Raw genomic sequence first — 12,979 nt, 5'->3', positions numbered from 1 at the left:
GGCGGATCAGTTCGCGTTCTTGACGACGTCGTAGGCGTCGAGTGCGCGGGCTCGTGTCGCCTTGAGGTCGACGATCGGGTCCGGCGCGTCGCCGCTGCGGTGCTCGGGGGCCCAGCGCGCGATGTACTCGCCGTTCGTGTCGAACTTCGCGGCCTGCGTCTCGGGGTTGAAGATGCGGAAGTAGGGCGACGCATCCGCCCCGGAACCCGCGACCCACTGCCAGTTGAACGCATTGCTCGCGCCGTCGGCGTCGACGAGGGTGTCCCAGAACCACTGTTCGCCGAGGCGCCAGTCGATCAGCAGGTTCTTGATGAGGAACGACGCCGTCACCATCCGGATGCGGTTGTGCATCGCGCCGCTCTGCCACAGCTCCTTCATGCCGGCGTCGACGAGCGGAATCCCGGTGCGCCCCTGCTGCCAGGCGCGGAGGTGCTCCTCGTCGAGGTCCGGCCAGGGGAACGCATCGAAGCGCCGCCGCAGGTTCACCGTCGCGAGGTCGGGGTGGAAGAAGAGCGTGTGCCACGCGAACTCGCGCCAGCCGATCTCGGAGAGGAAGCGCCCCGCATCCGCGTTCGCCGCGAGAGTCTCGTGCCACACCGTGAACGGACTGATCTCGCCCCAGCGCAGGCGCGGCGACAGCGCCGAGGTGACCCCCGCGGCGGGCTCGTCCCGGGCGCGGTCGTAGTCGGCGATGTCGTCCGCGAGGAATTCCCGCAGGCGGGCGCGGGCGGCGGGCTCGCCGGGTTCCCATGCCTCGCGGAAGCCGCCGGCCCAGTCGGGGGAGGTCGGCAGCAGGTTCCAGTCGGCGAGGTCGTCGGACGGCGGATGCGGCGTCGCCCCGCGGATCTTCTGCGGCTCCGGAAGCGGCGCGCGCGGGGTGGGTGATTGCAGGCAGGCGCGCCAGAACGGGGTGTAGACGGCGAACGGCGTGCCGGCGCCGGTCTGCACCGTCCACGGCTCGAACAGGAGGTTCGCCGCGAACGACTGGACCTCGAGCCCGTCGGCGCGCAGGCCCGACTTCAGTGCCGCGTCGATCTCGCGCTCCGGGCCGCCGTAGCGGCGGTTCCAGTAGACGGCGGTGGCGCCCGCATCCGACACCACCGTAGGAACGACCTCGGCGGCCGGGCCGCGGCGGAGGATGAGATTGCCGCCGCGTTCGCGAAGGCGCTCGCCGAGAGACGCGAGCGAGTGATGAAGCCACCAGTGCGCGGCGCCACCGAGCGGACGGATGCCGGGGGATTCCTCGTCGAGCACGAACAGAGCGATCACGGGCTCATCGCGGTCGACGGCCGCGCGCAGGGCGGGGTTGTCGGCGAGGCGCAGGTCGTCGCGGAACCACACGATCGAAGGGCCGGTCATTCCACTCATCATGCCGGGCCCGTTGCGCCGCCGCCGCGGGCTTGACACCCCGCCGCTGCTCCGACCGCGAGACTGCAGTTTCGCAACGAGACGTCGGTCGCGGGCCAACGTCTCGCCGCCCCACTGCCGTCTCGCGGTCGGGAGACCTGGGGCGGGTCAGAGCCCGCGGAGGTCGTGCCCGGGCGGCACGGCGACCGTCAGCGCCCCCGCTTCGATGCGCGCGATGATGTGCACCGCCTCGCCGAACTCGTCGCCATCCAGCTGCACCGGATGCGGACCCGCCGCCGCCACGTCCAGCGACACCCCGCGCGAGTACCGCACCGAGTTGTCGCGCGTGCGGAGCGACAGCACGCGGCGCCCGGCGCGGAACCGTCGGAGCACGCTGTTATCCCAGGCGACCCGTCGCCACACGAAGAGCCAGCCCCACCAGCCCTTCGGCTGGAACACCGCGACGTCCATCGACCCATCGGTGACGGATGCCTCCGGGATGAGCTCGAGCCCGGCGGGGAGCGAGCCGCAGTTCGCGAAGAGAACGCTCTGCACCCGGGCCGAATGCATGCGGTTATCGCCGACCTGGTAGACGACGCGGAAGGGATGGGCCGACGCGAGCGAGCGGGCGGCGCCGTCGACGTAGGCCACCCAGCCCATGCTCTTCTTGAGCTTCGGGTTCGTGTTGGCGATCATCGCCGCATCGAGTCCGATGCCGCCCATCACGACGAACGCGTGCTCGTCGGCGGTGCCATCGACGCGGCGAAGGAGCGCGAAGCCGACGTCGACCTGCATCCGCTCGCCGGTGAACGTGCTGCGGATGATGCGTTCCGCGTCATCGAGCGGCAACCGCAGGTTGCGGGCGAGCAGATTGCCCGTTCCGCTGGGCACGATGGTGAGGGCGACGCCGGTGCCGGCGAGGCCCTCCGCGACCGCGCGCACCGTGCCGTCACCGCCCGCGACGAGCACAGCGTCCACGCCCGCGGCCACGGCCGCGTGAGCTTGTCCTTGCCCGATGTCGTCGATCGAGGTCGGGAAGAACAGCGGGTCGGTCCACCCGGCGCGTCGGGAGAAGTGTGTGACCTGCTCGCGCAGCGCCTCGGCGTCGACCTTGATCGGGTTGTAGATGAGTGCGGCGCGGCGCCGTGTCGCCGCGTCCGCTGTCATGGGTCACACGATAACCCGGTACGGCCGCGCCGCCGCGCCGAGCGGCGTGGGGTGCTGGTCTGGGCCGCGCCGAGCGGCGTGCGGCGCGCGCGCCGCGGCGAGCGGCATGCGGCGCGGCCGCAGCGGCGTGCGGCAGGAGGTTTGGCCGCAGCGGCGTGCGGTGAGGTGTTCGGCCGCAGCGGCGTGCAACTCCTCCAGAATGCGCGCCCCGGGCGCCTTGGGCGCGCGTATCGCTCGTATTGGAGGAGTTGCACGGCGTATCCGCCTCGCACCGCGCACCTTCCTCGCTCCGCGCGCCCCCCCGCTCCGCGCACCCCTCGCTCCGCCCTCCGCGAGCCCCCACCCCGCGGCTCCGCGTTCGGAGAGCTACCCTCGCCCCTGTTCGACGGTCGTTCGGGTCACCGTGTGGCACAACTCCTCCAAACGGGGCCCCTTCGGACGCCGGGGATACGGGAACAGCCTGTTTTGGAGGAGTTGCACGCCGCACCCGCCTGGCACCCCCGCACCCCCGCACCCCCGCACCCCCTCAGCCCGCACCCCGCACCCCCGCACCCCGCGAGTCTGCACCCCGGGCGCGTCTAGACTTGCGGGGTGATCGATCTTGCACTGCTTCGCGACGCGCCCGAGCTGGTCAAAGCCTCGCAGGAAGCGCGGGGAGAGTCGGCCGCTACGGTCGATGCCGCGCTCGTCGCGGACCGCGACCGGCGCGCCGCCATCACCGCTTTCGAGGAGCTGCGCGCGGCCCAGAACGCCCACGGCAAGAAGGTCGCGCAGGCCCCCAAAGACGAGAAGGCCGCGCTCGTGGCCGAGGCCAAGGAGCTGAGCGAGCGGGTCAAGGCGGCGCAGGTCGCCGCGACTGCTGCCGAAGAGGCGGCCGCCGAGGCGCTCGGTGCGATCGAGAACATCGTGATCGACGGTGTTCCGGCCGGCGGCGAAGACGACTTCGTGACGCTGCGGACGCACGGTGAGATCCCCTCCTTCGACTTCACGCCCCGCGACCACCTCGAGCTCGGCGAACTGCTCGGAGCGATCGACATGGAACGCGGCACGAAGGTCTCGGGCAGCCGCTTCTACTTCCTCACCGGCATCGGCGCCCGCCTCGAGCTCGCGCTCATGAGCCTCGCGCTCGACCGCGCGCTGCAGGCCGGCTTCACCCCGATGATCCCCCCGACGCTCGTGCGTCCCGAGGTCATGCGCGGCACCGGGTTCCTCGGCAAACACGCCGCCGAGGTCTACCACCTCGAGGAGCAGGACCTCTACCTCGTCGGCACGAGCGAGGTGCCGCTCGCGGGCTATCACATGGGCGAGATCCTCGACTTGACCCGCGGCGCGAAGCGCTACGCGGGGTGGTCCACGTGCTACCGCAGCGAGGCCGGTTCGTACGGAAAAGACACGCGCGGCATCATCCGGGTTCACCAGTTCAACAAGCTCGAGATGTTCGTCTACGCCGACCCGAGCGACGCCGAGGCGGAGCACCTGCGCCTGGTCGACATGCAGGAGCGGATGCTGCAGGACCTCGGTCTGGCATACCGCGTCATCGACGTCGCGGCCGGCGACCTCGGATCCTCCGCCGCCCGCAAGTACGACGTCGAGGCGTGGGTTCCGACGCAGGATGCGTACCGCGAGCTCACCAGCACGAGCAACTGCACGACCTATCAGGCGCGTCGCCTGGATGTGCGGCATCGCCCCGACGGCGGCAAGACCGCTCCGGTCGCGACGTTGAACGGCACGCTCGGCACGACGCGCTGGATCGTGGCGATCCTCGAGACGCACCAGCGGGCCGACGGCTCGGTCACGGTGCCCGAGGTGCTCCGCCCGTACCTGGGTGGTCTCGAGGTCATGGAGCCGATCGCGTGAACGACGCGAGCCTTCCCGCCCGCGGCGAGGTCGACGTGGAGCCGGTGAGCGAAGCGGCGGAGCTCGTCGAGGGGCTGGCGAAGGATGCCGCATCCGGCGCCGAGACGATGCTGATCGTGCTCGACATCGACGGGACGGTGCTGCTCGAGGACGAGTCCACGAGCCCCGGAATCGTCGAGGCCATCGCCGACGCCCGTCGCGCGGGTCACGATGTGATGCTCGCGACCGGTCGCAGCTGGGAGGCGACGCATCGCCTGCACGATGTGCTCGAGATCGCGCCCGACTACGCGGTGTGCTCGAACGGTGCGGTGATCATGAAGCGCACGGGGGATCCGGATGCGGGCGCCGCCGCCTACGAGCGGTTCCACACCGAGACGTTCGATGCGCGCGAGGTGCTGACGCTGCTGCGCGAGCACCTGCCGGACGCGCACTACCTCGTGGAGTTGCCCGACGGTCGACGCCAGTACACCGATTACATGGACGACTGGAATCTCGATCGGGCCGAGCAGGTCGAGTTCGAGGAGCTGTCACGGGTGCCGGTCACCCGCGTCGTGGTGGTGTCGCCCGAGCAGACCGAGCGTGATTTCGTCGAACTCGTCGAGCGAGTGGGGCTGAACCAGGTCTCGTATGCCGTGGGTTGGACGGCCTGGCTCGATATCGCGCCCAAGGGCGTCGACAAGGGCACGGCGCTGGCGCACGTCAGCGAGTGGACCGGCATCGACGCCGCGCGGGTGCTCGTGATGGGCGACGGGCGCAACGATGTCGGCATGTTCGCGTGGGCGCGCGAGAACGGTGGCCGCGCGGTCGCCATGGGCCAGGGGCCGCAGGAGGTTCGGGATGCGGCGGGCGAGGTCACCGCATCCGTGTCCGAGGGCGGCGTCGCGGCGGTTCTGCGCGAACTCTGAGCCGGGTCGGCCCGCGCATTAGACTCGGGTTTCGACGCGCGCCGGTGACGGTGTCGTCGGGAGGGTTGTCCGAGCGGCCGATGGACCTGGTCTTGAAAACCAGTGGGCAGAGATGTCCCGTGGGTTCGAATCCCACACCCTCCGCTGGTGAGAGGGAGGTCCCCGCAGGGGGCCTCCCTCTCACCATTCGGTAGAGCGGGTTCGAAGCCTTGGGTGGGCCCACGCCGCCCCGCAACCGCATCCGCATCCGGTCTCCGGTTTATTCCCGCGGAGGGGTGCCCCATCAGACCCTCTTTCTTCGGGCGTGTGGTGGTTATGGTGGCCAGGATGATTGTTAACGCTTATGCGGCCCCGTCCGCCACAGAACCCCTCGTCCCTACGACCATCGAGCGCCGCGATGTGGGCGCCCAGGACGTCCTGATCGAGATCGCCTACGCCGGCATCTGCCATTCCGACATCCACGCCGCCCGCGGTGAGTGGGGCCCGATCAGCTACCCGCAGGTCGTCGGTCACGAGATCGTCGGCGTCGTCACCGAGGTCGGATCGGGTGTCACGAAGTACGCCGTCGGCGACCGTGTCGGCGTCGGCTGCATGGTCAACTCGTGCCGCGAGTGCGTGAACTGCAAGGCAGGCATGGAGAACTACTGCCTGAAGGGCAACACCCAGACGTACACGTCCGTCGACCGCGACGGCACGATCACGCAGGGTGGGTACTCGACCCACATCGTCGTCGACGAGGACTTCGTGCTCCGCGTGCCGGAGTCGATCGACTACGCCGCCGCCGCTCCCCTCCTCTGCGCCGGCATCACCACGTACTCACCTCTCCGCCACTGGAACGCCGGCCCCGGCAAGAAGGTCGCGGTCGTCGGGATGGGCGGTCTCGGGCACATGGCCGTGAAGATCGCGCACGCTCTGGGCGCCGAGGTCACGGTGCTGTCGCAGTCGCTGTCGAAGCAGGAAGACGGGCTCCGGCTCGGTGCCGACCACTACTACGCCACCGCCGATGGCGTGGTCTTCGAAGAGCACGTGAACGAGTTCGATCTCATCATCAACACGGTGTCTGCCGTCATCGACATGGGCGCGTACCTCGGGCTGCTGGCTCTCGATGGCACGCTCGTCAACGTGGGTGCTCCGCCCGAGCCGCTGCCGATCCAGGTGTTCACGCTGTTCGGCAACCGGCGGTCCTTCGCCGGCTCCGGCATCGGCAGCATCCAGGAGACGCAGGAGATGCTCGACTTCTGCGCCGAGCACGGCATCGCGCCGGAGACCGAGCTGATCTCGGCCGATGAGATCAACGAGGCGTGGGAGCGTGTGCTCCGTTCGGACGTCCGCTACCGCTTCGTCATCGACGCCAAGACGCTCGTCACCGCGTAGGTCTGCATCCGGCTCCGCTTCCGCGACGAACATTCCTCGCCGGAAGCGGAGCCGGACCACCCGGGCAACGCACGTCGCGCCTTCAACGAGCTTTCAGGGCTGCGCCCGTAAGATGAGGGCCGTCATGGAGGAGCGGCGTATTCGGTCGCGTCCGCGGAGGAGAGGACCCGAGTGAGCCCGTCAACCCGACCTGGGCGCCGCGAGACCATCGCGCGCCACGGCCAGTTGCGTTCGCCGCATCCGGTCTCGCAGTTCTTCAAACTTCTGGCCGTGGGCCTCGCCGTCGTTCTCGTCGCCGGTGTCGGGATCATCGGGTACAACGTCGCCACCCTGGCGACCGATTACGCCGACGGTGCCGTCGCGCTCGAGGGTCAGGATGCGGCACCGCCCGACATCGGGGCGATCGAGGGCGGCACGAACGTGTTCCTCGCCGGAACCGACGCGTGCGAGCCGGCGTACGAGCAGTACTTCGGCGCCCGGTGCACGGGTGCGGATGCGGGCGGCGAGCTCAACGACGTGAACCTGATGGTGCATATCTCCGACAATCCGCGCCGGGTCACTGTCATCTCGTTCCCGCGCGACCTCATGCTGCCGATCCCCTCCTGCGAGCAGGAGGACGGGTCCTCGACGTCGGCGATGAGCAAGCAGCCGCTGAACTCGACGTTCACCTACGGCGGGTTGTCGTGCACGGTGAAGACGATCTCGACGCTCACGGGCGAGAGCATTCCGTACGCGGCGAAGGTCACCTGGGGTGGCGTGATCGAGATCACGAACGCCGTCGGCGGTGTCGATGTCTGCATCGCGAACGGCATCAAGGACCGCTACACCGGCATCGACTGGCCGGCCGGTCCGCGCAACATCCAGGGCCTCGAAGCGTTGCAGTTTCTGCGCACCCGGCACGGCGTCGGCGACGGCGGCGACCTCGGTCGCATCTCGAACCAGCAGCAGTACATGTCGCGTCTGGCCCGCAAGGTCGTGAGCGAAGATGTGCTGTCCGACCCGGCGACGCTGTACAAGCTCGCCACGGTGGCCGTTGACAACATCACGCCCAGCCAGAGCCTGACGAACCCGCTGAAGCTCGTGCAGCTCGCGCTCGCGCTGAAGGGTGTGCCGTTCGAAGACATCGTGTTCGTGCAGTACCCGACGAACGCGGATCCGTCCGACCCGAACAAGGTCGTGCCGAACTACCCGGCCGCCGAGGCGCTGTTCACGGCGCTCGAGGCGAACCAGCAGCTCGTGCTGACCGGAACCACCAGCCAGGGCGACGGCACGATCGTCGCGAGCCCGACGGAAACGCCGGCGCCCGCCGAGACGACCGCGCCGGAGGAGACGCCCGCCCCGACGGAGTCGGCAACGACCGCACCGGATGTGGCCGAGCTTCCGTCCGCGATCGCCGGTCAGACGGCGGCCGAAGAAACCTGCTCGAACGGCAACGTTCGCTAGCGTTCGGAAGATCGCCTGGCAGCCGTTATGATTGCCAGGTGTGCTCGTCGCGAGGCGAGCGCCTGGAGACGTCGCATAGTTCGGCCTAGTGCACCACCCTGCTAAGGTGGAGTCCCCTCACGGGGACCGAGGGTTCAAATCCCTCCGTCTCCGCCAGTCAACGCCCCGCCAGACGTCGAATCTATTTGATCGACGCCGTCTATCCGGCAGCGGTCTTCCTCGTCGATCGCTCGGTCTTCCAGGTGTGCGCCGTAGAACGCGGACTGCTGTCGCATGAGTTCCCGCATCGACACGGCAGGTCCGATGCCGTAAACGGTTCCTCCGAAGTTGAGCTGTCGCTGGATCGCCCAGATCTCGTCGTGACGTTCCGGCGGCAGAATCGACGCCGGTTCGCCCACCGCAACCCATCCGATCGGAACGACGGCGCCCGGTTCGAGGACCGTGTTCACGTGCACGACCGCGTTGATTCGAATCTCGGCCCCGCGGCCGATGCGGCTCCCGGGGAACAGTGACGCCCCCGTGGCGACGAAGACCTCGTCTTCCACGACGCTGCCGTTCACGTGCGCGTGCGGGCCGATCATGACCGCTGCGCCGATGCGCACCGGATGACCCGATCGGCCACGGATCAGGGCGTGCTCCATCACGACGGTGTTCTCGCCGATGGTGACTTCGCCGTCTTCGGCGGTGATGACCGCCCCGTGCAGGATGCGGGCGCCCGCCTCGATCCGCACAGCTCCCACGATGACGGCGGACGGAGCGACGTAGGCGGTCGGATCGATCGTCGGCTCACAGTCCCGATGTCTGATGAGCATTCGCTCGCTCCTCGTCCCGCACCAGCGTCGCTCGCTTCGGCTCCTCCCGACCGTACCCCGCGAGGTTGGTGCGACGGACGCTCCCTACGCGTCGTCGCCGTCCCGAGAGGAGCTCTTGGCCGTCTTGCCCCCAGTATTCACGCTAACCAGCCGCGCGGGTGCGTGACGCCCCTCTCAGGGTGGAGGCGCGGGGATTCGCACGCAGGTTGTGCCGTCAGACCGACAGATCGTGTGTGCCGCCGGGGCGACCCTTCATGTCCGTGATTGCCTGAACTTCGGCCCATGCGAAGCCACCTCACGCCGTCGTCAGAAAGCGCGTCATGTTCACTCGGATCACCCGTCGCTGGTCGAGCTTCGAAGCTGCGAAGCCGACTCTCGCGCAGCTCATCATCTTCATGATCTTGAACGTCGGGATGACGGTCCTGCAGCTCATCCTCATGCCGGTCATCAAGATGCTCTTCGAGTCCACGCCCCTCGTGGAAACGGGCTTCCAAGCGCTGCCGATCGGGGCGCCCACCGAGACCGGTCAGTACTACGTCTTCGACTACGCCGCCGGCGCGCTTCCGGATGGTGGCGGCGGGCTCGCGTACTTCCTCGCCGTCCAGATCACGCTCGCGATCGCGCAGGTGATCAACTTCTTCGCCCAGCGGAACATCACGTTCAAATCGAACAGCAACCCGTGGGTCGCAGCCGTCTGGTACGCGCTCGCCTACGTCGTCATCACGTTCGGCGCCGCGGCGCTGCAGGGCTTCTACAAAGCGCCGATCTACGACCTCTTCATCACGACGTGGGGAATGGGGGCGACGGGCGAGGCTGCGGCCGACATGGTCACCATGTTGATCAACGCCCTGCTCTCAGCGGCGGTGTACTTCCCGATCTTCAAGATCATCTTCCGGCGCGAACCGGAGATCGGAACGACCGCCGATGCGGCCGACGAACGCGATCGAATCCCGGCCTAGGAAGACTGCGCAGACCCGCGCCGGGGGAGCAGGACACGCAGAGAGAACCAGCCGTCGTCCTGCCCGAGCGAGACCGATCCGCCGTACTTCTCGGCGGCGGCCTCGATGTTACGCAGCCCGTACCCGTGGCCCTCGCCCTCTTTGCGCGTCACGATCCGACCGGCGCGACGGTGCACCCGGCCGTCGAAGGTGTTCTCCACGCGCAGCATGACGAAATCGTCGTGGGCGAAGAGCGAGAACTTCACCATCCGTTGTTCTCGCTCGCCGAGGCGCATCGTCGCCTCGAACGCGTTGTCGAGTGCGTTTCCCACGATCGCGGTGAGATCGAGAGGTCGAACGAAGTCGACCAGTCGGCCGTCGGCGACCACGACGACCGGGATGCCCTGCTCTCGCGCGTACATCTGCTTGCCCGTGAGCACCGCATCCAGAACAGCATTCCCGCTGCGCACCTGCGCACCGTAATCACGGATCGACGTCTCCAGCTCGTCCAGTATCACCAGGCGCTGTTGGGCGTCCTGTTCGGCGCGGACAGCGTCGAGGTGGTGCTTCATGTCGTGATATTTGCGGTTGACCTCGTCGATCGTTCGGCGCGAGATCTCGTATTGATCGTGCTGACTGGTGAGGAGACGGGCCATCGCTTCCGACTCGCGTCGGGTCTGCAAACTGCGCCGCACCTCGTGCTGCACGTACAGGGCGATGAAGCCGCAGAGGTCGACCAGGGTCCGGATGTAGAGGATCTCCGGGCCGAGGCGACCGCTGAACGGGGTCGAGGCATTCACGAAGCTGAGGTTCGAGATGCCGAACGTCGCGCCGGCGATGGCCAAGGCGCTCACGAGGTCCGCGACGCCGACGTCGACGTGCGTGCCACGCGGCATGTGCCGGCGTTCCACGAACCACGCGGCCGCCAGCACGCCCGCGTAGACGAGCACGAGCAGGGCGGCCTTTCCCGCCTCCGGGGCGTCGGCGTAGAACCGGTCCAGTTGCCAGTGGATTGATGCGGTGAGCTCGGCGAGAACGAACGCCCGCGCCGTGAGGTAGCCGGCGGTCACCGCGGTCACCCTCAGCACTCCGAGCAGCAGCACGAACATCGTCGCCACCGCGGCCAGCATGCCGGGGATCCACAGTGTCACCGACAGGAGGCCCGCAATCGTCTGCACCGCGAGCAGCGCGCCGAGGCCGCCCAGCATCGTCGCCGCGGTCGCCAGCCACGGCATCCGCCGCGCCACGATCAACACGAACACCATGCACGCACCCCACTCGGCCAGGGCGGTGTACGTGCGGGGGATGTTCGCGACCACCTCGGGGATCACGAGGTGATGCCCTTCGCACCGATGTGCGCGGCCAGGGCGGCAAGGAAGAGCTTCTTCCGAGGGCGGCTCACTTGAACGTGGACTCCGCCGCGGATCGAGCAGTCGTTGCCCTCGATCCCGGTGACATGGCGCAGGTTCACGAGATAGCCGCTGTTGCACCGGAAGAAGTCGTCGCCGGCGAGCTCGGCCTCCATCGCCTTCAGCGACGAGACGACCGAGTAGTCACCGGTCAGCGTGTGGATGACGACCTGATGCTTGGCGCTCTCGACGTACAGCACGTCTGCGACATCGACGCGGTGGCGGTCGCCGTCGACGGTGGAGAACAGGATGTGGCGACGTTCCCGTCGTCGCAGCCGAACCAGGCATCGTTGGAGCTCTTGTTCGAAAACCGGGTACGACACGGGCTTCAGCAGGTAGCTGAGGGCGTCGACTTCGTACCCGCTGATCGCGAACTGCGGCGAGCTGGTGACGAACAGGATCAGAACTTCGGCGTCGTGTTCCCGGATGCGGCGGGCCGCAGTCATCCCGTCGACGCGCTCCATCTGGATGTCCATCAGCAGGATGTCCCAGTCGGGGCGGTAGTCGTCGATGATGTCCCGACCGTCGCGGAACGCACCCACGTGGAACCGCTCGCCGTGGTCGCGTTGGAAGCGGTCGAGGTGGGAGACCAAACGGTCGATGCTGGCGGGGTCGTCTTCGACGACGCCGATCCGAATCATCGAGTGCTCCTCTCCCGCTCGCGCGATCCTAACTGAACCCCACGACGCGCCTCGCGACGTGGTAGGCGAGCGAGGTGACCCTGCGGCCCGCGCCGCCCGGCAGATTGCTGCTCGTGCCGATGAAACTCCGCCGCATCCGGGTGTACACCCACGGGTTCTCGCGCTTCACGTGCGACCAGAACGCGTCGCGCTTGGCGAGGTGGGCGTCGTCGCCGCCCCGCGCGAGCGTGGCGGACGTGACCGCGCACAGCGCTTCGACGTAATGGAGGAGCGCGGCATAGAGCTGGACGGGGATGGACCCGGCGGCGACGTCTGCGGCGGGCGGGAGGGCGCCCAGAGCGAGCTTGTTCACGAGGAGCTGCTGGTCGACCCGCGCGAGCATCACGTCGGCGTCGACCGACTGCCCGGCCCGTCCGATGAAGTAGTGGTAGAGCTGCACGGGCAGGTAGTACATCGTGCGGACGCGCACGAGCGGCCGGACGACGTAGAGGTTGTCAACGTAGAAGGTGTGGTGCGGCAGCGAGAGGTCGCTCGCCCGGAGCAGTGAGGTGCGGTAGATGATGGCGTGCATCATCAGGTGCTGACGCTTTCCGAACCGTTCCGTCTGGTGCCAGCCGAAGAGCCGGTCGCTGGGGAAGACGGTATCGAACCGGGAGACGCGGTTGCTCTTCCCGGCGCGGTCGTAGACGAAGTCGGTGAATAGCGCATCGACACCGCCGCGTCCGGCCAGGTCTCTCAGCGTGGCGAGCACTGAGAGCAGCGCCGAGGTATCGAGCCAGTCGTCGGCATCCAGAACCTTGACGTACTCGCCGCGCGCGAGCGCGATCCCCGCCTCGATCGCCGCGCCGTGGCCGCCGTTGCGCTGATGCACCACTCGGATGAGATCGGGGAGGGCCGCCGCGTACGCGTCGGCGAGGGCTCCCGTGGCATCGGTCGATCCGTCGTCGACCACGATGACCTCGATCTCCCGCGGCGACGCTGTCGCCAACGGGTCGAGTGCGCGCGAGAGGTACGCGACGGCGTTGTACGCCGGCACGATGACGCTCAGCAGCGGAGTGGGGACGGTGTGCATTCGAGGTGTTGCGG

At 68.4% G+C, this 12,979-nt stretch carries 11 protein-coding genes and 2 tRNA genes; 7 read left to right on the top strand and 6 right to left on the bottom strand.

Going from position 1 to position 12,979, the window contains the following annotated elements; genetic code table 11:
• Positions 1-6 precede the first annotated feature (6 nt).
• Together LQ938_RS13405 and LQ938_RS13400 are read right to left on the bottom strand one after the other, a co-directional pair.
• Positions 7-1,359, bottom strand: a complete 1,353-nt coding sequence (locus LQ938_RS13405) for a cryptochrome/photolyase family protein (protein ID WP_223722568.1) — start codon at positions 1,357-1,359, stop codon at positions 7-9.
• Between the two features lie 156 nt (positions 1,360-1,515).
• Positions 1,516-2,514, bottom strand: coding sequence for a diacylglycerol/lipid kinase family protein (locus LQ938_RS13400; RefSeq protein WP_223722569.1), 999 nt, complete (start codon positions 2,512-2,514; stop codon positions 1,516-1,518).
• Between the two features lie 591 nt (positions 2,515-3,105).
• Between LQ938_RS13400 and serS the strand changes: the two genes are divergently transcribed.
• The 6 genes from serS to LQ938_RS13370 all read left to right on the top strand — a co-directional run bounded on the left by serS (position 3,106) and on the right by LQ938_RS13370 (position 8,249).
• A complete protein-coding gene (gene serS / locus LQ938_RS13395) occupies positions 3,106-4,371 on the top strand; it encodes a serine--tRNA ligase (protein WP_223722570.1) in 1,266 nt (421 codons plus the stop codon).
• Complete coding sequence (locus LQ938_RS13390; protein WP_223722571.1) at positions 4,368-5,276, top strand: HAD family hydrolase; 909 nt, start codon at positions 4,368-4,370, stop codon at positions 5,274-5,276. The genes serS and LQ938_RS13390 overlap by 4 nt, the downstream gene beginning before the upstream one ends.
• A 59-nt stretch (positions 5,277-5,335) precedes the next feature.
• Positions 5,336-5,420, top strand: a tRNA-Ser gene (locus LQ938_RS13385).
• A gap of 183 nt (positions 5,421-5,603) precedes the next feature.
• On the top strand, positions 5,604-6,650 hold the full coding sequence (locus LQ938_RS13380; protein WP_223722572.1) for an NAD(P)-dependent alcohol dehydrogenase: 1,047 nt from the start codon (positions 5,604-5,606) through the stop codon (positions 6,648-6,650).
• Between the two features lie 171 nt (positions 6,651-6,821).
• Positions 6,822-8,093, top strand: a complete 1,272-nt coding sequence (locus tag LQ938_RS13375; protein ID WP_223722573.1) for an LCP family protein — start codon at positions 6,822-6,824, stop codon at positions 8,091-8,093.
• A gap of 64 nt (positions 8,094-8,157) precedes the next feature.
• A tRNA-Ser gene (locus LQ938_RS13370) sits at positions 8,158-8,249 on the top strand.
• Here LQ938_RS13370 and LQ938_RS13365 read toward each other — a convergent pair.
• A complete protein-coding gene (locus tag LQ938_RS13365) occupies positions 8,228-8,905 on the bottom strand; it encodes a gamma carbonic anhydrase family protein (protein ID WP_223722574.1) in 678 nt (225 codons plus the stop codon). The genes LQ938_RS13370 and LQ938_RS13365 overlap by 22 nt on opposite strands.
• Before the next feature lie 320 nt (positions 8,906-9,225).
• On the opposite strand from LQ938_RS13365, the gene LQ938_RS13360 reads away from it, so the two are divergent.
• A complete protein-coding gene (locus tag LQ938_RS13360; RefSeq protein WP_223722575.1) occupies positions 9,226-9,864 on the top strand; it encodes a hypothetical protein in 639 nt (212 codons plus the stop codon).
• Here the strand turns inward: LQ938_RS13360 and LQ938_RS13355 are convergent.
• Genes LQ938_RS13355 through LQ938_RS13345 form a run of 3 tightly spaced genes read right to left on the bottom strand, consistent with a single transcriptional unit; the run spans position 9,861 to position 12,965 of the window.
• Positions 9,861-11,174: a sensor histidine kinase gene (locus LQ938_RS13355; RefSeq protein WP_223722576.1), complete on the bottom strand. Its 1,314-nt coding sequence runs from the start codon at positions 11,172-11,174 to the stop codon at positions 9,861-9,863. The two genes, LQ938_RS13360 and LQ938_RS13355, sit on opposite strands and share 4 nt — an antisense overlap.
• Complete coding sequence (locus LQ938_RS13350; RefSeq protein WP_223722577.1) at positions 11,171-11,893, bottom strand: LytR/AlgR family response regulator transcription factor; 723 nt, start codon at positions 11,891-11,893, stop codon at positions 11,171-11,173. The genes LQ938_RS13355 and LQ938_RS13350 overlap by 4 nt, the downstream gene beginning before the upstream one ends.
• 28 nt (positions 11,894-11,921) lie before the next feature.
• The gene (locus LQ938_RS13345; protein ID WP_223722578.1) at positions 11,922-12,965 is read right to left on the bottom strand and encodes a glycosyltransferase family 2 protein; all 1,044 of its coding nucleotides are present in this window, start codon (positions 12,963-12,965) and stop codon (positions 11,922-11,924) included.
• Between the last annotated feature and the right edge of the window lie 14 nt (positions 12,966-12,979).

Origin of the sequence: Microbacterium sp. cx-55, from assembly GCF_021117345.1 — a bacterium.
Classification (GTDB): Bacteria; Actinomycetota; Actinomycetes; order Actinomycetales; family Microbacteriaceae; genus Microbacterium.
This window is presented reverse-complemented; position numbering and strand designations above follow the sequence as displayed.